This is a genomic window from Mycobacterium sp. TY815 (genome assembly GCF_030755135.1).
In the GTDB taxonomy this organism is placed as follows: Bacteria; Actinomycetota; Actinomycetes; order Mycobacteriales; family Mycobacteriaceae; genus Mycobacterium.
In genome coordinates this window covers 1-21,268 of the sequence record NZ_JAUFRX010000005.1, presented here as the reverse complement: position 1 = coordinate 21,268, position 21,268 = coordinate 1, and the positions used below count along the sequence as shown (strand labels likewise).

Genomic DNA, 21,268 nt, shown 5'->3' with positions numbered 1-21,268 from the left:
GAGCGTTTGCTCCCGTGCGATTTCGCGTCTGCTCGCGGGTGGAACTTGCGGTGAAACTCAGCCCTGGGTGATGTAGGACTGCAGCTGCTGCTGCTCGGCCTCGAGCTCACCCATCCGCGTCTTCACGACGTCACCAATGCTGACGATGCCGATCAGCTTGCGGCCATCGAGCACCGGCACGTGACGCACCCGGTTCTCCGTCATGAGCACGCTGATGCTGTCCACGGTGTCGGACTTGGTGCAGGTGGCAACGGCGCTGGTCATGATCTTGGAGACGGGGCGCGACAGCACGCTGGGACCGTGTACGTGCAGTTGGCGCACGACGTCGCGCTCGGACACGATGCCGACCACGCCCTCGTCGCCCATCACCACCATGGCGCCGATGTTCTGTTCGGCAAGACCGGCAAGCAGTTCACGGACCGTCGCATCCGGGTTGATCGTCGTCACCGCCGCACCCTTGTTCCGCAAGACGTCCGCGATCCGCATCAATGCCTCCCGTCGATGGTGATCTGATTCACACAGGCTACGACTAACTCGCCCGGCGGAAAAGGACGCAATCGAACCCGTGTCTGGTCGATTGCGGTGAACACATCCGCTCGGCTTGTAAGGATGGGTCCATGATCGAGGTGACCCTGCTCGGAACCGGAAGCCCCATCCCCGATCCCAACCGCGCCGGACCCGCCACTTTGGTGCGCGCGGGCGGCCAGGTGTTCCTGGTGGATTGCGGCCGGGGGGTATTGCAACGTGCGGCGGCGGTCGGCGTGGGAGCCGCCGGGCTCTCGGCGCTGCTGCTCACCCACCTGCACAGCGACCACATCGCCGAGCTCGGCGACGTGCTGATCACCAGCTGGGTGACCAATTTCGCGCCGGATCCCCCGCCGCTGCAGATCATCGGGCCGCCGGGCACCGCCGACGTGGTCGAGGCGACGCTGAAGGCGTTCGGCCACGACATCGGTTACCGCATTGCCCACCACGCCGATCTGAACGCGCCACCGCCGATCGAGGTCCATGAGTACACCGAGGGGCCGGTCTGGGAGCGCGACGGCGTGACGATCCGGGTGGCCCCCACCGACCATCGTCCGGTGGCACCGACGATCGGATTCCGCATCGAGTTCGACGGGGCGGCGGTGGTGCTGGCAGGCGACACGGTGCCCTGCGCGACGCTGGACGAATTGAGTGCCGGCGCAGACGCCCTGGTGCACACCGTGATCCGCAAAGACATCCTGACCCATGTTCCGCAGCAACGGGTGAAGGACGTCTGCGACTACCACTCGTCGGTGCAGGAAGCCGCCGCGACCGCGGCACGCGCCGGGGTAAGCACTCTGATCCTGACCCACTACGTGCCCGCCATCGTGCCCGGGCAGGAAGAGCAGTGGCGGTCACTGGCCGCCACCGAGTTCGGCGGACGCATCGAGCTGGGCGACGACCTGCACCGCGTGGAAGTTTCGCCACGCTGATCGCGCCCGGGCGGGGTCCGCATCTGCCGAATTTGCAGACCCGCGCCACTAAATGTTTGTGCAGGTGGAAATAGATGTTTTCGGCCTGACATCGCGGTACTATCCGCTCCTGCCGATTCGTCGAAAGGTGCCGCATGTCGTGGTTCGCCGTGGGGCCGGAGGCAGTCGCGGCTGCCGCGAACAGCCTGGCCGGCGTCGGCTCGACCATCGATGAGGCCAATATCGCCGCGGCGATGCAAACGGCCGGGGTCCCCGCAGCCGCGGCCGACCAGGTTTCGGCGGCGATCGCGGCCTTCTGGGGATCGCACGCCCAGGGTTACCAGAACATCAGCTCCCAGATGTCGGCGTTCCACGAACAGTTCGTCCGGGCGCTGTCCGGTAGCGGCGCCGCCTACGCCAACGCTGAGGCGGCGGCCGCGTCGCCTCTGCAGGAGCTGCTCGGCGTGATCAATGCGCCTACCCAGCAGCTGCTCGGGCGGCCGCTGATCGGTGACGGCGCAGACGGCGCAACCGTCGGCGGCATCGGACAGGCCGGCGGGGCCGGCGGACTGCTCTACGGAAACGGCGGCCGCGGCGGCAGCAGCACCCTCGCGGGTGTCCCCGGCGGGAACGGCGGCGCGGCGGGCCTGATCGGCAACGGCGGCGCGGGCGGCATCAGTGCCGCGGGGGCCGCTGGCGGGAACGGCGGTAGCGCGTGGCTGCTCGGCTCCGGCGGAGCCGGTGGCGCCGGGGTGGCCGGCACAGCTTCCAGCGCCGCCGGGATCGGCGGCAACGGCGGCGCGGGTGGCCTGTTCTACGGCAATGGTGGTGCCGGAGGCGCCGGCGGGGCCGGTGGAGTCGGCGCCGCCGGGGCCGGGGGCATGGGCGGCGACGCACAGTTGTTCGGCAACGGCGGCCTCGGCGGGCTCGGTGGCAACGGCGGCGGCAACCAGGGTGGTCAGGGTGGCGACGGCGGCGCGGGCGGGGCGCTGTTCGGCGCCGGCGGTGTCGGCGGCGGTGGCGGGAACGGGGACTTCGGCGGCAACGGCGGTGCGGGCGGCGGAGCCGGATACGGCTTCGGCAACGGCGGACACGGCGGCACCGGCGGGACCGGGACCACCTTCGGTGGCAACGGCGGCGACGGTGGCCGCTCGGCATTGCTCTTCGGCTTTGCCGGCGCCGGCGGTGACGGCGGCACCGGTCTGGGGCCCACCCCCAACTCCGGCGGCAGCGGCGGGGTGGGCGGCCTGGTCGGCTTGTTCGGCATCGCCGGCGACGGCGGAACAGGCGGCGCGGGCGGCGGCTTCGGCGGCCAGGGTGGCAGCGGCGCCCTGCTCATCGGCAACGCCGGGAACGGCGGTGCCGGCGGCGTCGGCATCGTCGGCAACCCCAACGGCGGCCAGGGCGGTGCGGGTGGCGATGCGCAGTTCATCGGCAACGGCGGCAACGGTGGTCCGGGCGGGATAGGCATAGCTCCCGGTACCAATGGTGCAGGTGGGGCCGGTGGTGCACCAGGTACGTTCGGCAGCCCCGGTAAACACGGCTAAAACCCACACGAATACAAATTTGTGCAGCGGTAGGCTCTCGTGACGCGTAATAATAGTTAGCGAGGCGAAAAGGCGGCCCGTCGTCGCCCGCCGTCACCGAACTCGAGGTATGCCGGATGTCGTGGTTTGTCGCAGGGCCGGAGGCGATGGCAGCCGCGGCAGGCAACCTGGCCCGCATCGGCTCGACCATCGGCGAATCCAATGCGACCGCGGCCGAGCAGACCGCAGGAGTGCCCGCATCCGCCGCCGATCAGGTGTCGGCTGCCATCGCGACATTCTGGGATGCGCACGCCCGGGGATACGTTGACATCAGCAACCAGATGGCGGCCTTCCACGATCAGTTCGTCCAAGCGTTGACCGCTGGGGGCAACGCCTACGCCAACGCCGAAGCCGCCGCAGCCTCGTCGATGCAGGGCGTGCGGGACCTGCTGGGCCCGTCGGCCTGACCGGGCGCTACGCCAGTCGGGTGATCTCGACCTCCACGTCGAGGTCAGTCGCGCCCAGCCCCGAATAGATGCCCTTCAGCGGCGACACGTCGGCGTAATCGCGGCCGACCCCGACGCTGATGTACTGCTCGGTGATCTCGGTGTCATTGGTGGGGTCGTAATTCAGCCAGCCACCGACCCACGCCTGGATCCAGGCGTGGCTGCGGCCCGCTACGGTCTTGCCGATCGCGGCGTCCGGCTTCGGATGCAGGTAACCGGACACGTAGCGTCCGGGAATCCCCATGCTGCGCAACAGAATCAGCGTCAGGTGGGCGAAATCCTGGCACACTCCCTTGCCCTTTTCCAGCGCATCCAGCCCCGACGAGTGCACACCGGTGGTCCCGGGCAGGTAGTCCAGCTCGCTGCGCGCCCACCGCGCTGCGGCGACCACCGCCTCGGCCGGGTCGTGGTTCTTGGTGATCCGCTTGCCCACGGCGGCAACACGTTTGCTGTTCGGCGTGTAGTCGGTGGGCCGCAGCACCTCGTCGAAGCGGTCGATGATGGCCCCTGACTGCAGCTCCTCCCAGCTGGTCTTGGCCGCCGGCGGCTCCGGTCGCTCGGTCTCCACCACCGACGAGGACGTCACCGTCAGTTCGGTGTGCGGCGCATGCAGGTCGAAAGCCGTGACCGCCGTGCCCCAGTAGTCGATGTAGCGGTACGACCGGGTGGCCGGGATGGTTTCCACCCGGTTCAGCACGACGTTCTGGCGGGTGTTGGAGCGCGGCGTGAGCCGCGCTTCGTTGTAGGACGCTGTCACCGGCGACCGGTACGCATACCCGGTGGTGTGCACCACCCGCATCCGCCACATCAGGATTCTCCTTGAGTTTCCAGCGCGTCCGCCAAAACGTCACGCTGCCGGGCGTCCGTCCACGCCACCCAGGGCGCGGCGTGAAAGTACTGCAGCGCCAACGCATCTCCGACATCTCGACAGGTTCGCTGCAAGCCCGCCAGCCGGTTCTCCAGCGTTTCGAGCAGCACCCCGGGCTGGACGAACTCCAGTTCGCTGCGCGCCTGACCGAGCAGCCGCTGCGCTTCGGTGGTGGCGCCGATACGGCTCTGCGGATTGTGCAGCAGCTCTTCGAGATTGTGTTCGGCCAGCCGCAGCGAGTAGAAGACCGAGCGGGGAAAAAGCCGGTCCAGCAACATGAACTCGACCACCCGGCCGGCGTCCAGCGCACCGCGATAGGTGCGCAGATATGTGTCGTGGGCCCCGGCCGAGCGCAGCAGCGTCACCCACGCCGGCGACGAGGCGCTGTCCCCCACCCGGGACAGCAGCAGCCGCACCGTCATGTCCACCCGCTCGATCGCGCGGCCCAGCACCATGAAGCGGTAACCGTCGTCGCGCGACAGCGTGGAGTCGGCCAGCCCGGCGAACATCGCCGCGCGGCCTTCGATGAACGACAGAAACTCGTGCGGCCCAAGGCGTTTGGCGGCACGCTCGCGTTCGGGCAGCGCGTGGTAGGTGGTGTTGATGCATTCCCAGGTCTCGCTGGAGGTGACCTCGCGGGCCGACCGGGCGTTCTCCCGCGCCGCCGAGATCGCATCGACGATCGAGCACCCACCGTCGGTGTTGGGGCTAAACGCCACCAGATCCGTCAACGACCAGACGTCGAGCCGGTGGTCGGGAGGTTCGATGCCGAGCACCTTCAGCAGCAGCCGGGACGCCTGGTCGGGGTCGACGCTGGAGTCCTCGAGCAGTTGGTGCACGGCGACATCGAGAATGCGCGCAGTGTCGTCGGCCCGTTCGACATAGCGGCCGATCCAGTACAGCGCCTCAGCGTTACGGGCCAGCATCAGTCGATCACCTGCTGCTGTTGCTGCTGCTGCTGTTGTTCCCGCTTCGGCTCTCCGTCGAGGGTCTGGCGTGGCTGCTGCAGGGGCTGGGTCTGCGCCGGCCTGTTGACGTCCGGGTGCTGTTCGGGCACCGGCCTGGGTAGTGACCGCACCACCTGGGCGCGTCCCAGCTCGCGGGCGGCCACCGAGGTGCGCGGCGCCAGCACCCAGGTGTCCTTGGAGCCGCCGCCCTGGCTGGAATTCACCACGCGCGATCCCTCGACCAGTGCGGTGCGGGTCAGCCCGCCGGGCAGCACCCACACTTCGTTGCCGTCGTTGACGGCGAACGGCCGCAGGTCGACGTAGCGCGGCGCCAGGTTGCCCTCGATCCGGGTGGGCACGGTGGAGAGTTCCATCATGGGCTGGGCGATCCAGCTGCGCGGATCGTCGCGGATCTTCTTACTGATCGCGGCGAGTTCCTTCTCGGAGGCTTCCGGGCCGAACACGATGCCGTAGCCGCCGGACCCCTCTACCGGCTTGATCACCAGTTCCCGGACCCTGTCGAGCACTTCTTCGCGTTCGTCGTCCAGCCAGCAGCGGTAAGTGTCCACGTTTGCCAGCAGCGGTTTCTCGCCCAGGTAGTACTCGATGATGGTCGGCACGTAGGTGTAGACGAGTTTGTCGTCGCCGACGCCGTTGCCGATCGAGCTGGAGATGACAACGTTGCCGGCACGGGCGGCGTTGACCAGCCCGGCCACCCCCAGCACCGAGTCGGCCCGGAACTGCAGCGGGTCCAGGAAGGCGTCGTCGATGCGCCGGTAGATGACGTCCACCTGACGCTCCCCCTCAGTGGTGCGCATGTAGACCTGGTTGTCGCGGCAGAACAGGTCGCGGCCCTCGACGAGTTCCACGCCCATCTGGCGGGCCAGCAGCGAGTGCTCGAAATAGGCCGAGTTGTAGACGCCGGGGGTCAGCACCACCACGGTGGGGTCGGCCTCGTTGGTGGCCGCCGAGTTGCGCAGCGCCCGCAGCAGGTGCGAGGAGTAGTCGTCGACGGTGCGGACCCGGTGGGTGGCGAACAGGTTCGGGAAAACCCGCGCCATGGTGCGCCGGTTTTCCATGACGTACGACACACCCGACGGCGAGCGCAGGTTGTCCTCGAGGACGCGGAAATCACCCTTTTCGTCGCGGATCAGGTCGATCCCGGCGACGTGGATCCGCACCCCGTTGGGCGGGACGATCCCTACCGCCTCGCGGTGGAAATGCTCGCAGGAGGTGATCAGCCGGCGCGGGATCACCCCGTCACGCAGGATGTCCTGGTCGCCGTAGATGTCGTCGAGGTACATCTCGAGGGCTTTCACCCGCTGGGTGATGCCGCGTTCCAGGCGCGTCCACTCGGCGGCTGAGATCACCCGCGGCACCAGGTCCAGCGGAAACGGCCGCTCCTGGCCGGACAGGGAGAACGTGATGCCCTGATCGATGAACGCGCGGCCCAGCGCGTCGGCCCGGGCCTTGAGCTCGGAGGCGTCCGTGGGCGCCAGTTCGGCGTAGATGCCCTTGTAGGGGCCGCGCACGTTGCCCTGCGCGTCGAACATCTCGTCGAAGGCCAATGAATAGGCGTCTGAGGTGTTGTAGCCCTCGAAGATGCGCTCGGAACGGACGCGCGACCGCCGCTGGGTTGCCTCGATCTGGTTCGGAAAACTCACCTGTGTCATGCTGCCTCAATTCCCCCATCCCGGCAGACCGAGAGTTCCGCTTTTGGGCGAAAACGTAACCGACTGATAACCTGAGCAGTCGCTATCGGGTTGCAGGTACCCCGAGCAAAGCCAAAACGAAACGGGATAGGGAACTGACGCGTGGCCAACATCAAGTCGCAGCAGAAGCGCAACCGCACTAACGAGCGCGCGCGGCTGCGCAACAAGTCGGTGAAGTCTTCGCTCCGCACGGCCATCCGGGCGTTCCGCGAGGCCACCCACGCAGGCGAGAAGGAAAAGGCAGCAGAGCTGCTGGCGTCGACCAACCGCAAGCTGGACAAGGCGGCCAGCAAGGGCGTCATCCACAAGAACCAGGCCGCCAACAAGAAGTCGGCGCTGGCGCGCTCGCTCAACAAGCTCGGCTGAGTCTTCTCCCGCTAAATCCGGAGAGCCGTCAGTTCGCGGCCAGCTCCGCGACTTGCCGTACCGCGGATTCCAGCGCATAGTCGGCGTCCACGACTGCGCCCTTCACGTTCGCGTTCAGGGTGGCGACCACGCGCGACGCGACCGCCAGCCGATCGCGCGACCAGCGCCGGGCCTGCTTCTGCGCTTTCTGCACCCGCCACGGCGGCATCTTCAGTTGCCCGGCAAGCCGGTACGGGTCACCGCTGAGCGGCATCACCACGCCGATGGTGTGGATCGCCTCAGCGAGTGCGTCGGCCAGGACCACCAGCGGCTCGCCGCGCAGCATCGCCCACCGCAACGCCTCGGCGGCGCCGGCGACGTCACCGGCCACAGCCTTGTCGGCGATATCGAAGCCCTTCACCTCCGCCTTGCCGCTGTGGTAGCGCCGGACGGCGGCGGCATCGACGGACCCACCGGTGTCGGCGACCAGCTGCGAACAGGCCGAGGCGAGCTCCCGGATATCGGAGCCCACGGCATCCAGCAGCGCCGTCACGGTCTCGTCGTCGACCCTGACCTTCAGCGCGCGGAATTCGCCCCGGACGAAGTCGCTGCGCTCGCCGGCCTTGGTGATTCGAGCGCACGGGTGCACCTGGGCACCCAATGACCGCAGGTCCGCGGCCAGCGCCTTGGCCCGCCCGCCGCCGGAATGCACCACCACCAGCACGGTGCCCGCCGGCAGGTCCGCGGCGGCCGACGCCACCAATGCGGCCGCCTCCTTGCCCGCCTCGCCGGCGGCCTCGAGCACCACGATCCGTTCCTCGGCGAACAGGGAGGGGCTCAGCAGCTCGCTGAGCTCGTAGGTGCTGACGTCACCTGCCCGCATCCGGTTGACCGGGACGTCGGCGATGCCCGCGTCCGCGGCGGCGCCGGCCCGCTGCCGGGCCGACCGCAGAATCTGCGCGACAGCCCGCTCGATCAGCAGTTCCTCTTCCCCCAGCACCAGGTGCAACGACGATTCCCCGCTCATCCGTCGATGGTGTCACGGGGGTGCGACGGCGTCTGACACGGACCACGCCACCGCGCACCCGACCGTCACCCAGGCCAGTACCAGTCGACCGCGACGCGTGCGCGCCAGCACGATGACGACGACCGTCGCGCAGCCGACCACCAGCACACCGGAAGCTCCGGCAGGCACCGGAACGCTCGCGCCAGGGACGCCGGCGGCCCAGTGCGCGACGTGCAGCACCCACCACACTTCGGGGCCGGTGAACCGGATCAGCAGCTGCGCACCCGCCGGCCAGCAGACCGCCGCCACCGCGGCCGCGGTTCCCAGCACCGTGATCGGTGCGATCGCCGGCGCTGCAGCCAGATTGGCCAGCACGGCCACCGCGCTGAAGCGGCCCGAGATGGCGGCGACGAGCGGCGCCGTCACCACCTGGGCCGCCCCGGCGACCGCGACCGCATCGGCCAGCGGTTTCGGCCAGCCCCGACCGACCAGCCGGCGCGACCAGCCGGGGGCCACGACCACGAGTGCCCCGGTGGCGATGACCGACAGCGCGAACCCGACATCGACGGCCAGGTGGGGAGCCGCCACCAGTAACACCAGCACGGTGGCCGACAGCGCCGGAATCGCCTGGCGCCGGCGCGAAGAGACCATCGCGACCAACGCGATGGCGGCCATCACAGCGGCCCGCAACACGCTGGCCGTCGGTTGAACCACGAACACGAAGGCGACCAGGGCCACGGCGGCCAGCAGCACGGCGGGCCGCGGTCCGACCAGCCGCGCGGACAGCAGCATCGCGGCACACACGATCGTGACGTTGGCCCCCGATACGGCCGTCAGGTGACTCATCCCGGCCGCGCGGAACTCATCGCTGGTGCCCGTGGCCACCAGCGACGTGTCGCCGAGCACCAGCGCAGGCAACATCGCGGCCTGATCGGCCGGCAGCGCGCGGCGTACCGCGACCGCGAACCGCCCGCGGACCGTGTGCGCGGCCCGGTATACCGGCGGCGCGCGGCCCTGCTCCGGCCGGCCCACCGCGGTCAGTACCGCGACCGTCAGATCGCGGCGCGCCGGCCGGGTGATGCGGGCAATCACCCGCACCGGCCGGCCCACCGTCAACTCGTCCGCATCGAGATCCGCAGCGTTTGCGAAAACCGTCACCCGGCCAGTTACTTCGTCATCGCCATACCGCTGCAGGGTGGCCCGGAACATCATCCGGCCACGCCCCAGCGGACGTGGGGTCTCGCTGGGTACGACGGTCACCGGCGCGACGGTGCCGAATGCCGAGGTGATCGGGTGGTGCGCGACCGCCCCGGCGCGCAGGGCGATCGCCATCCCGTACCCCGCGCCCACCACCCCGACCGCCATCAGCCCGGCGCACAGCGCGGCAGTCCCCGTTGCGGGTCCGGAGCGCACCCGCAGCCACAGCACGGCCGCGGCGGCGGCCACCACGGCGCAGCAGCAGGCCAGCGTGCCGCCGACGGGCCACGCCGTTCCGGCCGCCGTCACGACCCAGGCGGTCAGCGCGGCCGGTACCAGACGCACGTCCGCCGGCGGGGCCGCAGCGGCCGGGCACTGGCCTGCCGGACTCACACACGGACCAGCGCGCGCAGCTTGTCCAGCCGCGCCGGTCCGATTCCGTCGACCTCGGCAAGCTGATCGACCGTGGTGAACCTGCCGTGCGCCTGGCGCCAGGCCACGATCGCCGCGGCCGTGACGGGACCCACCCCGGGAAGCCCGTCCAGTTCTTCGACGGTCGCGGTGTTCAGATCCACCGCCGCCTGGGCACCCGACTTCGGCTTGCCAGACGTACTGGGCCCGCCCGGAGGCGATTGCGCGGCGGGGCTACCGGGGCCGACGGAACTGCCCAGCACCGGCGGCTTGCCCGGCGTCGGCGCCAGCCCGACCACGATCTGCTCACCGTCACCCAGCGGCCGGGCCATATTGAGCCCGATGGTGTCGGCACCGTCGACCGGTCCTCCGGCGGCCTGCAGCGCGTCAGCGATCCGCGCACCCGGAGCCAGGGTGACCAGCCCCGGCTTGTGCACCAGGCCGACGACGCTGACCACCACGGGCCGATCCGGCCCCGTGCTGGCCGAGGGCTTGGTTGACGAAACCCGTTCTACCGGTGGGAGTTTGGCCGATGTCACCGGGGCCGGGCGGTCGCGGGCCAGGGTGAAGACGGTGATCAGCACCGCGAGTGCAGCGACGACCGCCAGCGCGATGGCGCCGGCACGGCCGGGATCTGCGCGCAGCCGAGTCATCCAGCTACGCCGGGTGGCCGTGTCGGGAAGCCACCGCGGCAGCAACGAGTTCGGGTCGTCTTCGGCGCAATCGCGTTCGGAGTCCTCCGATTGCGGGTCGGGATCGCCGGCCAGCCGGCGCTGCAGGCGCTCGGCGGGTAGTTCGGTTCGCATGGCAGGACGGTATGCGCGGCCACCGCCACAACGGCCCCGCGTCACCGGGCGGACCGTGCCGTCTGTGGATCAAGCCCGATCTGTGGATGAGCCGGTGGCGGCGGCGCCGGCGGCGCTGAGGTGTGCCTGCACGACCCGGTTGGCGAATGCCGTCGCGCAGCGCCTAACGTGCAGTGCAGGACCGCCGTAAGCCCCTGCGTCGGCGGTGACCCCGGATACAGGAGGCTGCCGATGAAGCTGGCGCTCACGCCCGACGAAGCCGCGTTCCGCGACGAACTGCGAACCTTCTTCACCACCGAGATTCCCGCCGATATCCGGGACAAGGTCCGCGAAGGTGGACACCTGACCCGCGACGAGATCGTCGCCACTCACAAGCGGCTGCATGAGCACGGGATCGCGGTGCCGAGCTGGCCCGTCGAATGGGGCGGAAAAGACTGGACGCCCACCCAGTTTCAGATCTGGACCGACGAGATGCAGTTGGCCAGCGTCCCGGAGCCGTTGAACTTCAACACCAAGATGGTGGGCCCGGTGATCGCCGAGTTCGGGTCACAAGAGGTCAAGGAGCGGTTCCTGCCGCCGACGGCCAACCTGGATATCTGGTGGTGCCAGGGCTTCTCCGAGCCCGAAGCCGGATCGGATCTGGCCTCGTTGCGCACCACCGCGGTCCGCGACGGCGACAGCTACGTCGTCAACGGGCAGAAGACCTGGACGACGCTCGGCCAGTACGCGGACTGGATCTTCTGCCTGGTTCGCACCGACCCGCAGGCGCCCAAACGCCAGGCCGGCATCTCATTCCTGCTGATGTCGATGGACACCCCGGGCATCACGCTACGGCCGATCAAATTGATCGACGGCAGCGTCGAGGTCAACGAGGTGTTCTTCTCGGACGCCCGCGTCCCGGCCAATCAGCTTGTCGGAGAAGAGAATCAGGGCTGGAGCTACGCGAAGTTCCTGCTCGGCAACGAACGCACGGGTATCGCCCAGGTGGGCCGCACCAAGGTGCGCCTGGCCGAAGTGAAGCGGCGTGCCGCCGAGAACGGGCTGCTCGAGGATCCGCTGTTCGCGGCACGACTGGCCGAGGCCGAGAACGAGGTACTGGCTCTGGAACTCACCCAGGCCCGGGTGGTGTCGAGTTCCTCGGGCGGCAAACCCAACCCGGCGTCGTCGGTGCTGAAGCTGCGCGGCAGCCAACTGCAGCAGATCGCCACCGAGTTGCTGGTCGAGGTGGCCGGACCGGACGCGCTGCCGGTGGGCGTCGACGGCATCGCGTCCCCGGAGTGGGCACAGTCCAGTGCCCCGACGTACCTGAACTACCGCAAGACGTCGATCTACGGCGGTAGCAACGAAGTTCAGCGCAACATCATCTCCTCGACCATTCTCGGATTGTGAGGCTGTCATGGACTTTCAGTTGAGCGAAGAGCAGACCCTGCTGCGCGACACCACCCGGGAACTGCTGTCGCGCAGCTACGACGCCGAGAGTCGCAACAAGGCGATCGACACCGATCTGGGCTGGAGCCGCGAGGTGTGGAACCAGCTGGCGGAGATCGGCATCCTGGGCCTCGGATTCGATCCCGAGGAGGCCGGGCAACTGGAGATCATGGCGGTGCTCGTCGAGGTGGGACGCCGGCTGGCACCCGAACCGATCGTGCACGGCGCGCTGGCGCCCGGTTCGCTGATCGCCGAACTCGGCAACGACGCGCAGAAGGAACTGCTGGACGAGGTCGCCGCGGGCCGGCGGCTGCTGGCCTTCGCCCACCTCGAACCGGGCCAGCGCACCGGATCGGGCCAACCGGCCACTCGCGCTGTGCAACAGGGTGATTCGTGGACGATCAGCGGACGCAAGAACCCGGTGCTGGCCGGCGACTGCGCCGAGACGCTGGTGGTCACCGCGGCGCTGCCGGACGGCGGCACCGGGCTGTTCCTGGTGGACGCCGAGGCGGTTACGCGTGCGCCATACCGCACCTTCGACGGTCAGCGCGGCGCCCAAATCGACCTGGACGAGGCGGCCGCCGAGCCGCTGGGTGACGGGTCCGACGCGTCTGCGGCCGTCGCCAACGCCGTCATCCGGATCCAGTCAGCGCTGTGCGCCGAGGCGCTGGGCGCCATGGAGGAGGCGCTTCGCCTGACCACCGATTACCTCAAGACGCGCAAGCAGTTCGGGGTCACCCTGAACAAGTTCCAGACGCTCACCCAACGGGCCGCCGACATGTACGTGTCGCTGGAGCTGGCGCGCAGCATGAACCTGTACGCCGCGATGTCGATCGCCGACGGTAACTACGACCCGGTGATCGCCGCGCGGGCCAAGCTGCAGATCGGCCGCTCGGGCCGGCACATCGGGCAGGAAGCAATCCAGCTGCACGGCGGCATCGGCATGACCGCCGAATACCCGGTAGGCCACTACACGGCCCGGCTCACCGCGATCGACCACACGCTGGGGTCCACCGCGGACCAGCTGCGGGTGCTCATCGACCACATCGGCGACTACGACCTGGCCAAGATCTGACGCGATGACCGAACTGTCCGCGCGGGTCGTCGAGTTCCTGTCGGCGGGCACCCGCACCGGCATGCTCGGATTCGTCGCCTCGGACGGCCGGCCCCTGGTGGCGCCGGTCTGGTTCGTCGTCGACGGCGACGAGCTGGTGTTCACCACCCATCGTGAGACACCCAAAGGCCGCGCCCTGCACCGGGATCCGCGGACCGTCATCTGCGTCGACGATCCGCACCCGCCCTACTCGTTCGTGCAGGTTCAGGGCGTGGCGACGGTGAGCGATGACCCACAGGAGTTGCTGGCCGTCGCCACCCGCACCGGCGCCCGGTACATGGGCGCCGAGCGGGCGGAGGAATACGGCCGCCGCAACGCGGTTCCCGGCGATATCTCTAGGTGAGCGGCGTGTGGAGTCGACGTCTACGACGGGGCCGCGGCTTGGCGTAGGTCCGTCGTCGTGGCCGGGTTATCTGTAGGAAGTCGTCGACGGTGGTGGGCTGCGCTGTGGCCCCGTTGGTTCTGGTTGGGTCCGGTCCGGCTATGACGGATGCGGTGTCGCCGCAGGGATGCGGGATTCGAGGAGTCGGCTGCGAAGTGCTTCGTTCTCGGTGCGAAGCTGCGCGAGTTGTTCGGTGAGTTCACGGTTGCGGGCGATCGCGGTGGCGAGTTTGGTGCGTAGCGATTCCAGGCTTGCCGCGCGCCCTGTTGCGGCCGTCGCCGTGGTGGTCGTGGTGGTGCGGAGGTTGGTGATGTCGTCGCGTAGTTGGCTGTGCTGGTAGAGGAAGCTGGTCGATACACCGGCGTCGCGGGCGACGTCGACGAAGGTGACGGGCTGACCGGTGTTTCGCAGTCGGGTGATCGCGCGGCGGGCGCGGGCGGTGGCGTCGGTGGTGCGGGCGGCGGCTGCTGCGGTCAGGCGTGCGGTGCGGCGTTCGCGGTCGTCGGCGCTCACTGAGGTTCCTGCGTGGTGTTCGGGTCGATTTCGCTGATCAGTTTGGAGACCTTGTCGAGCATCGCCGTGTTCAATTCGACGGCGGCTGCGTCGCCGCGCTCGTGAGCGTCGGCGGTGAGGCGTTGCAGTTGGTCGCGGTGCGCGATATGGGCGCCGAGGAAGACCCGGCCGCCGGGGTCGTGGAAGGAGCAGTCGAGGCAGGGGTTGGGCCGGAATTCGCAGCGTTGCGCCGTTGGGAGAGTGCAGAATCCGTTGGGCAGCGCGGTGGTGAACCGGGCCCGGAGCCGCTCCACGTCGGCGTCGGTGTTGGTCGTGTCTGTTGCGGCGCTGTTCCAGAATTCACGTGCTTTGCGGGCCAGGGTGTCGTCGGTGATGCGGGCGTATGCCGAGGTCATGGTGTCGCTGTGGTGGCCGAGGAAGTCGCGCACTTCTTGTTGGGTCCAGCCGTTGTTGAGCAGTGTGGTTCCGATGGTGTGCCGGAAGCGGTGCACATCGCCGCCGGAGATCGGCTCGCCGGTGATGGTCGAGGTGGTGATGCCGTGTTCGGTGAACAGTGCGGCGAGGCGGTGCCGCAGGCCGCTGGTCGACCAGGGTTGGGTGCGGCCGGCGGCGGCGTTGGACCGGGCGCCGGGGAATAGGTGCTCGGCGTCGGGGCCGTAGGTGTCGCGCACGCGGGTCTGCTGGTCGAGGACGATGGTTGCGAGGCTGTCCGGGATGGGGAATCGGCGCCAGGCCCGGGTTTTGGGCATCCAATATTCGATCCAGTAGCCCGCGTCGGAGCGGTGCAGGCAGTCGATGGGCAGGGCGACCAGTTCGGAGATGCGGCAGCCTGCCCACCGGGTGGTGGCGATCATCGACCGCAGGGTGGGGTCGGTTGCGGGGTTGTCGACGATCAGCGTGTCGACGCGTTCGATTACGTCCGGCGGGAACGGGCGGGGGCTGCGGGTCTTGCGGTGCACGTTCTCGCCTCGTCGGAGGAACACCGCCGACCCGAGAGCGGGCACGATCTGGGTGTCGTGCAGCGACTCCAGCAGGTAGGCGGCGGTATTGGCCAACCGCGCGTCCGCTTGGGTGTCCGGTCGCCGGGTCCACGCCAGGTAGTCAAGGAAGACCGGCCTGGTCACCGCGGACGGTTCCGGTGATTCGTCGTCGCGGGTGAGGAACCGGGCGAGCTGGCGGGTGGCGCGCACCCACTGGGTCAGCGTGCCCCAGGCCAGGGTGGCGGTGGTGAGCTGCCGGCGTGCGAGTTCTTTGACCGCGTCACGCAGCCACGGCACGGTCACCGTCGACCAGTCCACGGCGGTGTGTGTCGATCCGGATTGGGTGGCGTCGAGAACGAATTCGAATCCGTCTCGCCAGTGCCAGTGGTCGTCGGCCCACGGGTCCGGGTTGGTGGCGCCGTCGAGGAGTCGGAAGAAGCGCCGAATGTAGGGTGCGCACAGGGAGTCGAACGAGCTCGCGTGCGGCCAATGCTGCCGGCACAGCAGAAGCCACTCGCCGGCGGGTCGCTCGGTGAGGGAGTCGGTGATCCGGCCGTCGGCGGTGTCGATGAGCACCATCAAGAAGCGGCGGAGGCTGGTGTTGGGGGTCCAGTCGCCGCGGCGCACCTTGGTGGCGACGACGAACCGGATCTCATCGGCCGCGATCTGCGGTAGCCGCCGGAAGTCGACGATCTGGGCCGAGAGGTGGCCGCGCGGGGCGCCGACGGGTTGGGCTTCGAAGGTTGCCCATGCGGTGAAGTCGGCGGGCTGGCCGGCGCGGAACCATTGGAAGTAGTGCGCGTAGCACAATCCGCGCCGCTCGGCGCCTGCGGAGTGGGGGCCGCCCAGCCAGTACCGCTCGCTGTTGCATGCGTCGACGGCGCAGGGGTCCGCCGCCTGGCGGCGGCGGTCTCCGGCCGGTTCGACCACCTGCCACGTCGGCTGACACCACGGCCCGTCGGGTACCCGTAGCGGCGAACGGCGGCCTCTGCGCGTGGAGTCAGGGTGGGAATCAATGTTTCTCATGGCCTGCCTCGCGCTGCGGTGGCGCCCACACCAGCTGCTCGGTGCGGCGCAATCGGTCTGCCAGATCGTCGCTGGCGAGGTGGATGTAGACGTCGGCGCTGGCGGCGTGCGACTGGCCAAGCCGGGCAGCGATCTCAGCCGACGTCCATCCGGCCTTGGCCAGCGCAGTTGCGTGGGTATGGCGCAGCATGTGTGGGTGCAGCCCGTCAAGGCCCGCTACGGAGCCGATGTGCTCGATGATCTGGTAGGCGTTCGAGTACGACAGCGGCCCGCCGACCGGGGGCCGGGACAGGTTGACGAACACGTAATCGCTGTCCAGGTTGGAGATCTCACTGAGGAGGTAAGCGGCGTACAGGTCGAAGAACCGGCGGGGCGCGGCCACCGCGAATTGCGCTCGCTGCTTTGACAGCGCCCCGTTGGCGTTGTCCTCCCGGCGGCACACCTGCACTCGCTTGCGCATCGGGTCCAGGTTGGCGTGCCGTAGGCCTAACGCCTGCCCGACCCGCAGGCCCAGGTCATAGAGCGCGGAGAGCAGCAGCCGGTCGCGGTGGGTCGACGCCGCCGCCAGCAACGTCGCGAAGTCGGCCTCGAAGTCGATCAGCTGCACGGTCTCTGCCGGCTGCTTGCCCGGCCGGGTCAACCGGGAGACCGCGCTGGGGTGGCGTTGCTCGATGTGGGCCAGGAAGCTGTGTGCCCGGCGCGGGAGCCGCGACGGGTTGCGGGTCAACACCAGATCCTGCGGTCCGCGGCCTTCGACGCGGTGGAACTCGTAGAACTCGCGCACGGCCGCGCTCACCGCTTTGACCGTTCCCGGCGCCCGGCTACCGGACCGGGTCGGCAGCGGGGGCAAACCGGCCGACAGCGCCCCCACGAAATCACACAGTGCGTCGAATACTACGGCGTCCCAGTCGATTCCGCGTGCGCCCAGCCACCGGTAGAACAAGCTCAGGTGGCGCGCATACGAGCGGACGGTGTTCTGCGACCGGCCGATCGCACGCAGCCAGTGCAGGAACTGCTCGACCTCCCCGACCGGTAGGCCTGAAGCGTCTACGACCGTCCACGACGCCCGTCCGTGGATGGTCACCGGTGCCGCCTTCACTCGGCATCCCGGGTTTCCTCGGGGCGCCGGGGCCGCACCTGGATGTCGGGCCGCAGGTCTTCCTGCGGTTGGCGGGCCGGCATCGGCGCGGCTGCGGCGGTGTCGGCAGGAAGTGCCCCGGGCAGCCACTTCATGTCGCGCTTGCGCCACGTCGCGTATTGGGCCTGCACCTTGGCCATCGGAACCTCGAAGCGGTCCCAGTCGACGCCCGGCGCGCTGACCCAGATCCGGCGGATATGGGTGTCGGTGACGATGTCGTAGTCCCAGGTCAGCTCGCAATGGGTGGGATCGCCGATCAGGCCCAGGGTCGCCGAATCCTGGGTGAAGAACGCGGTCCGCCGCGGGGTGGTCGGTTCCATCTCGTTGTGGTGGATCATCATGTGCGTCTTGCCGCGGCTGTTGATCTCGGGCCAGCGGTAGGGCTTGACGACCGTGTGTCCGGGTGGATGCATGCCGCGGGTGCTCAGCCACACATCGGTGCCCGCCGCGACGGCGGCCGCAACATATGTGCCGCGCCCGAGCCCTTGCATCACGGTTCGCAGATGTGCGGAGTGCCGGGCCGACAAGGCGTTCCAGTCATCGACGGCGGCCAGCAGCATCGCCCCCACCCCGACCGCCACCTGGTTGAGCAGCCGTCGGGCCTCCTTGCGGGAGACCGGACGGTCGGGTGTGTTGGGTTGATCCATCGGAGCTGTCACGACCCCGCCTTTCAGCCGAAAACCTTGCATAGAATCGTGCGGACCGGGGTAAAGTTTGAGGCCGGAAGACACGCCGATCGCATACGGAGCAGCCGGTCTGCAGGCGTCACGGGCTGGAGTTGCGCTATCGTCACACCAGCCACACACGCCCCACGTCCGTTAGTGGGCGTGAACTGGGAAAACGCAGATCAAACGGTGTTTCTGCGCGAATTCGCGGCGGCGGCGGGCTAGTGTCGAAAGACAGCACCGAGACGGTTGGGGAGGCGATCTGTGACGGCACCGGACCCGTACGACGACGCGGCGAACAGCGTGATGGTGCAGTTGACCCGGTTGTCGCGTGGGTGGTCGAAAAAGCGCCTGGCCGACGAGGCCGGGGTGTCGGCCTCGCACGTCAGCAGGGTCGAGGCGGGGCTGCTGCCCCTGGCAGGGAAGGCCTTGCTCGACTACGCGCAGGCCATGGAATGCCGCCCGGAAGCGCTGTGCGTGCCCTTCACCCGGTCCCCGGCCCAGGGCAGCCACTTCCGGGCCAACCTGAGTGCGGCCGAGTGGAAGCGTGACCGCGTGTGGGCGCGCGCGAATCTTGTCGCGATGCGGATCGGCCGCCTGGTGTCCCGCGCCGACATCAACCCCAAGCTTGCGCTTCCCGATCTCGACCCGGCCGACTACGCCTCCGAGCTCGGAGAGATCACCGTCGCCCAGGTTCTGCGCCGCCTGTGGCGCGTCGCCGGCCCGATCCGCTCGATGACCGAATTGCTCGAAGCCGCAGGGGTGTTCGTTGTGGTCGATGGTTTCCTCGACGACGAGATCGACGCGGTGACCCTGCGAGCAAGCGAGTATCACCCGCACCTGGTGTACGTCAACGCGGCCCGGCCGCCCGACCGCATGCGGATGACGCTGGCCCACGAACTCGGCCACCTGGTCATGGATGCGATGACGCTGGTCAGCCCCGCCGAGGCCGAGCGGCGGGCCAACAGTTTCGCCGCCGAGTTCCTCGCCCCCATCGCCGACATCGGCTTTGACTTGGACCGCGTGTCAGTGCGGGCCGTGCATGAACTCGATGAGCTGCGCCTCACCTGGGGTGTGAGCGCGTCGTCGCTGGTCGTGCGGGCCCGCGAGCGAGGTGTGCTCTCCGACTACCAGTACCGCTCGATGTTCCGGCTGCTCAACGAGACCGGCCGCATGTATGGCCCCCGCCCCGGCGTGGCCGAGGAGATGCCCCGTCTCGTCGGCGACGTACTCGGCCAACTCGCGGCCGGCGGCTACACCGCCAGTGAACTCGACGACATTACGCTGCTCACCGGCGCGCAACGCGGCGCGCTCTTCGGCGTAAGCGACAGGCCCGGCGCCCGGCACCTCACGATGGTCTAAACACCGGGCGCGATCGTGGGCTGGAATCGCACCCCGGTCCGCGACGAGCAGTGGAAAGCGCCGGTCCACTGGACCAAGCAGGGGCAAGCCCTTGAGCAGGACCACGCCGCAGGCGGCCGCCGATGCCGTGTGGTGAACGACAGTGGTGGTGCGCTCGGACGGGTCGTCCTGCGGCGCAGATACCTGCGTATCTACGCCGAACTGCGGTGGCAGACCAACAACAAAGAATGCAGCACGTACCTCTGCCAGGTATCAGGCAAGAGCCGAAGCGCAAACCTGGCGGCCGCCTGGCGGCGAGCGCACAGTCTCGGCCTGACCGCTGCCGGCCGTGACGCAAAGGCGTGATAAGTCATCGGCAAACACCACACCTTGCTGACCTCCTCGCCTGGCTGGTTACGCGATGGATGATGCCGGTGGTCAACGCGATATCGCGGAGGCGGCTACTTCGGCCACCGGATCATGGTCCCGGCCTGGCTGTGCCAGTGGTTTGGTGCGCCCGGCCCGGACACCGTTGGCGATGACGACGATTTCGGCGAGTTCGTGCACCGCGACGACCGCGGCCAGGCCGAGCACACCGGTGAGGGCGAGCGGGATGAGCACTGCGATCAATCCCAGTGAGAGGCCGACGTTTTGGAGCATGATGCGCCGGGCTCGCCGCGCGTGGGCCAGGGCCTGGGTGAGGTGGCGCAGGTCTTCACCCATGAGGGCGACGTCGGCGGTTTCGATGGCCACGTCGGTGCCCATCGCACCCATCGCGATCCCCAAATCGGCGGTGGCCAGAGCGGGGGCGTCATTGACGCCATCACCGACCATGGCCGTCGAGGAGCGTTGGCGCAGTTGACCGATCAGCGCCGCCTTGTCTTCGGGCCGCAGATCGGCATGCACCGTATCGATCCCCACCTGGCGGGCCAGGGCTTGGGCGGTCGCTTGGTTGTCGCCGGTGAGCATGGCGACCTGATAGCCGCCGCGGCGCAGGTGTTCGACGACCTGGGCGGCTTCGGGCCGCAGTTCGTCGCGCACCGCGACCGCCCCAATGACCTGACCGTTGTCTTCGACCAGCACGGCGGTGGCGCCGGCGGCCTGCATGGCCGCGACGTGTTCGGACAAGGGTCCGGGGTCGAGCCAGCCGGGGCGCCCGAGCCGTAGCCGGTGGCCGTCACGGTGGCCGAGCAGTCCGGCCCCGGTCACCGCCTCCACATCCTCAGCTGGTTGGACCGGCCCCTCGGTGGCGGCGAGAATCGCTGCAGCCAGCGGGTGTTCGCTGCGGGCCTCCAACGCCGCCGCCACATCTAACACGTGGTCGCGGCTGTTGCCGTTGGTGGTGGCGACGTCGATGACGGTGGGCTGGTTGGCGGTCAGGGTGCCGGTCTTGTCTAGCGCGACGGTGCGCACCGCGCCGAGGGCTTCCAGCGCGGCGCCGCCTTTGACGAGGACGCCGAGCTTGGAGGCGGCGCCGATCGCGGCGACGACGGTGACCGGCACCGAGATGGCCAGCGCGCACGGGGAGGCGGCCACCAGCACGACCAGGGCACGTTCAATCCACACCAGCGGATCACCCAACACGGAACCGATGGCGGCGATCAGCGCGGCCGCGACCATGATCGCCGGAACAAGCGGTTTGGCGATGCGGTCGGCCAGGCGCTGGCTGGCGCCCTTGCGGGACTGCTCAGCCTCCACGATCGCCACGATGCGGGCCAACGAGTTATCAGCAGCGCTGGAGGTGACCTCGACTTCGAGCACCCCGGTGCCGTTGATCGATCCGGCGAACACATCACTGCCGGGTCCGGCCTCCACCGGAACGGATTCGCCGGTGATGGCCGAGACATCCAGTGCGGTGCGCCCCGAGGTGATGGTGCCGTCGGTCGCGACCCGTTCGCCGGGCTTGACCAGCATCCGGTCA

At 69.1% G+C, this 21,268-nt stretch carries 21 protein-coding genes; 9 read left to right on the top strand and 12 right to left on the bottom strand.

From position 1 onward, the window contains the following. Positions 1–57: 57 nt before the first annotated feature. Positions 58–486 carry a CBS domain-containing protein gene (locus QXK92_RS31705; protein ID WP_306248419.1) on the bottom strand — a complete coding sequence of 143 codons (429 nt, stop codon included), beginning with the start codon at positions 484–486 and terminating at the stop codon, positions 58–60. 131 nt (positions 487–617) lie between these two features. Between QXK92_RS31705 and QXK92_RS31700 the strand changes: the two genes are divergently transcribed. From QXK92_RS31700 to QXK92_RS31690, 3 genes are all read left to right on the top strand, one after another. Then, complete coding sequence (locus QXK92_RS31700) at positions 618–1,457, top strand: ribonuclease Z (RefSeq protein WP_306248417.1); 840 nt, start codon at positions 618–620, stop codon at positions 1,455–1,457. Positions 1,458–1,591: 134 nt separating this feature from the next. After that, the gene (locus tag QXK92_RS31695) at positions 1,592–2,983 is read left to right on the top strand and encodes a PE family protein (protein ID WP_306248416.1); all 1,392 of its coding nucleotides are present in this window, start codon (positions 1,592–1,594) and stop codon (positions 2,981–2,983) included. A gap of 116 nt (positions 2,984–3,099) precedes the next feature. Further along, the gene (locus QXK92_RS31690) at positions 3,100–3,429 is read left to right on the top strand and encodes a PE family protein (RefSeq protein ID WP_306248414.1); all 330 of its coding nucleotides are present in this window, start codon (positions 3,100–3,102) and stop codon (positions 3,427–3,429) included. Positions 3,430–3,436: 7 nt separating this feature from the next. On the opposite strand, the gene QXK92_RS31685 is transcribed toward QXK92_RS31690, so the two are convergent. Genes QXK92_RS31685 through QXK92_RS31675 form a run of 3 tightly spaced genes read right to left on the bottom strand, consistent with a single transcriptional unit; the run spans position 3,437 to position 6,956 of the window. Further along, entirely contained in the window at positions 3,437–4,276 is an 840-nt protein-coding gene (locus QXK92_RS31685) for a transglutaminase family protein (RefSeq protein ID WP_306248412.1), read from the bottom strand. Next, positions 4,276–5,262, bottom strand: coding sequence for an alpha-E domain-containing protein (locus QXK92_RS31680; protein ID WP_306248409.1), 987 nt, complete (start codon positions 5,260–5,262; stop codon positions 4,276–4,278). The genes QXK92_RS31685 and QXK92_RS31680 overlap by 1 nt, the downstream gene beginning before the upstream one ends. Continuing rightward, complete coding sequence (locus tag QXK92_RS31675) at positions 5,262–6,956, bottom strand: circularly permuted type 2 ATP-grasp protein (RefSeq protein ID WP_306248407.1); 1,695 nt, start codon at positions 6,954–6,956, stop codon at positions 5,262–5,264. Before QXK92_RS31675 ends, QXK92_RS31680 begins: the two co-directional genes overlap by 1 nt. Before the next feature lie 141 nt (positions 6,957–7,097). On the opposite strand from QXK92_RS31675, the gene rpsT reads away from it, so the two are divergent. After that, positions 7,098–7,361: a 30S ribosomal protein S20 gene (rpsT, locus tag QXK92_RS31670; protein WP_306248406.1), complete on the top strand. Its 264-nt coding sequence runs from the start codon at positions 7,098–7,100 to the stop codon at positions 7,359–7,361. 28 nt (positions 7,362–7,389) lie between these two features. Here rpsT and holA read toward each other — a convergent pair whose 3' ends face one another. From holA to QXK92_RS31655, 3 genes are read right to left on the bottom strand one after another with little or no spacing between them, the layout of a single operon-like run. Further along, entirely contained in the window at positions 7,390–8,349 is a 960-nt protein-coding gene (holA, locus tag QXK92_RS31665; RefSeq protein WP_306248692.1) for a DNA polymerase III subunit delta, read from the bottom strand. 30 nt (positions 8,350–8,379) lie between these two features. Continuing rightward, complete coding sequence (locus QXK92_RS31660) at positions 8,380–9,888, bottom strand: ComEC/Rec2 family competence protein (RefSeq protein ID WP_306248690.1); 1,509 nt, start codon at positions 9,886–9,888, stop codon at positions 8,380–8,382. Positions 9,889–9,932: 44 nt separating this feature from the next. Beyond that, complete coding sequence (locus QXK92_RS31655; protein WP_306248404.1) at positions 9,933–10,760, bottom strand: ComEA family DNA-binding protein; 828 nt, start codon at positions 10,758–10,760, stop codon at positions 9,933–9,935. A 231-nt stretch (positions 10,761–10,991) separates the two neighbouring features. Between QXK92_RS31655 and QXK92_RS31650 the strand changes: the two genes are divergently transcribed. Genes QXK92_RS31650 through QXK92_RS31640 form a run of 3 tightly spaced genes read left to right on the top strand, consistent with a single transcriptional unit; the run spans position 10,992 to position 13,645 of the window. Beyond that, on the top strand, positions 10,992–12,149 hold the full coding sequence (locus tag QXK92_RS31650; protein ID WP_306248402.1) for an acyl-CoA dehydrogenase family protein: 1,158 nt from the start codon (positions 10,992–10,994) through the stop codon (positions 12,147–12,149). A gap of 7 nt (positions 12,150–12,156) precedes the next feature. Next, positions 12,157–13,263, top strand: coding sequence for an acyl-CoA dehydrogenase family protein (locus QXK92_RS31645; protein WP_306248400.1), 1,107 nt, complete (start codon positions 12,157–12,159; stop codon positions 13,261–13,263). A gap of 4 nt (positions 13,264–13,267) precedes the next feature. Next, complete coding sequence (locus QXK92_RS31640; protein ID WP_306248398.1) at positions 13,268–13,645, top strand: PPOX class F420-dependent oxidoreductase; 378 nt, start codon at positions 13,268–13,270, stop codon at positions 13,643–13,645. Positions 13,646–13,783: 138 nt separating this feature from the next. On the opposite strand, the gene QXK92_RS31635 is transcribed toward QXK92_RS31640, so the two are convergent. From QXK92_RS31635 to QXK92_RS31620, 4 genes are all read right to left on the bottom strand, one after another. Further along, complete coding sequence (locus QXK92_RS31635) at positions 13,784–14,197, bottom strand: DUF6262 family protein (protein ID WP_016895229.1); 414 nt, start codon at positions 14,195–14,197, stop codon at positions 13,784–13,786. Next, on the bottom strand, positions 14,194–16,107 hold the full coding sequence (locus QXK92_RS31630) for a tyrosine-type recombinase/integrase (protein WP_016895228.1): 1,914 nt from the start codon (positions 16,105–16,107) through the stop codon (positions 14,194–14,196). Before QXK92_RS31630 ends, QXK92_RS31635 begins: the two co-directional genes overlap by 4 nt. A gap of 82 nt (positions 16,108–16,189) precedes the next feature. Further along, complete coding sequence (locus QXK92_RS31625) at positions 16,190–17,287, bottom strand: tyrosine-type recombinase/integrase (RefSeq protein ID WP_306248396.1); 1,098 nt, start codon at positions 17,285–17,287, stop codon at positions 16,190–16,192. A gap of 11 nt (positions 17,288–17,298) precedes the next feature. Beyond that, on the bottom strand, positions 17,299–18,000 hold the full coding sequence (locus QXK92_RS31620; RefSeq protein ID WP_231752585.1) for a hypothetical protein: 702 nt from the start codon (positions 17,998–18,000) through the stop codon (positions 17,299–17,301). A gap of 270 nt (positions 18,001–18,270) precedes the next feature. Between QXK92_RS31620 and QXK92_RS31615 the strand changes: the two genes are divergently transcribed. Both QXK92_RS31615 and QXK92_RS31610 read left to right on the top strand, forming a co-directional pair. Further along, the gene (locus QXK92_RS31615) at positions 18,271–19,368 is read left to right on the top strand and encodes an XRE family transcriptional regulator (RefSeq protein WP_016895225.1); all 1,098 of its coding nucleotides are present in this window, start codon (positions 18,271–18,273) and stop codon (positions 19,366–19,368) included. Positions 19,369–19,383: 15 nt separating this feature from the next. After that, positions 19,384–19,713 (top strand): hypothetical protein, encoded by a 330-nt coding sequence (locus QXK92_RS31610; RefSeq protein ID WP_016895224.1) that lies wholly within the window; start codon positions 19,384–19,386, stop codon positions 19,711–19,713. 72 nt (positions 19,714–19,785) lie between these two features. Here QXK92_RS31610 and QXK92_RS31605 read toward each other — a convergent pair. After that, on the bottom strand, positions 19,786–21,268 hold a 1,483-nt coding region (locus QXK92_RS31605), incomplete at its 5' end, for a cation-translocating P-type ATPase (protein ID WP_306248393.1).

What these genes read in the sequence shown, in the direction of transcription:
- QXK92_RS31705 (WP_306248419.1), bottom strand. Translation starts at nt 486, where the DNA reads ATGCGGATCGCGGACGTCTTGCGGAACAAGGGTGCGGCGGTGACGACG.
- QXK92_RS31700 (WP_306248417.1), top strand. Translation starts at nt 618, where the DNA reads ATGATCGAGGTGACCCTGCTCGGAACCGGAAGCCCCATCCCCGATCCC.
- QXK92_RS31695 (WP_306248416.1), top strand. Translation starts at nt 1,592, where the DNA reads ATGTCGTGGTTCGCCGTGGGGCCGGAGGCAGTCGCGGCTGCCGCGAAC.
- QXK92_RS31690 (WP_306248414.1), top strand. Translation starts at nt 3,100, where the DNA reads ATGTCGTGGTTTGTCGCAGGGCCGGAGGCGATGGCAGCCGCGGCAGGC.
- QXK92_RS31685 (WP_306248412.1), bottom strand. Translation starts at nt 4,276, where the DNA reads ATGTGGCGGATGCGGGTGGTGCACACCACCGGGTATGCGTACCGGTCG.
- QXK92_RS31680 (WP_306248409.1), bottom strand. Translation starts at nt 5,262, where the DNA reads ATGCTGGCCCGTAACGCTGAGGCGCTGTACTGGATCGGCCGCTATGTC.
- QXK92_RS31675 (WP_306248407.1), bottom strand. Translation starts at nt 6,956, where the DNA reads ATGACACAGGTGAGTTTTCCGAACCAGATCGAGGCAACCCAGCGGCGG.
- QXK92_RS31655 (WP_306248404.1), bottom strand. Translation starts at nt 10,760, where the DNA reads ATGCGAACCGAACTACCCGCCGAGCGCCTGCAGCGCCGGCTGGCCGGC.
- QXK92_RS31650 (WP_306248402.1), top strand. Translation starts at nt 10,992, where the DNA reads ATGAAGCTGGCGCTCACGCCCGACGAAGCCGCGTTCCGCGACGAACTG.
- QXK92_RS31645 (WP_306248400.1), top strand. Translation starts at nt 12,157, where the DNA reads ATGGACTTTCAGTTGAGCGAAGAGCAGACCCTGCTGCGCGACACCACC.
- QXK92_RS31640 (WP_306248398.1), top strand. Translation starts at nt 13,268, where the DNA reads ATGACCGAACTGTCCGCGCGGGTCGTCGAGTTCCTGTCGGCGGGCACC.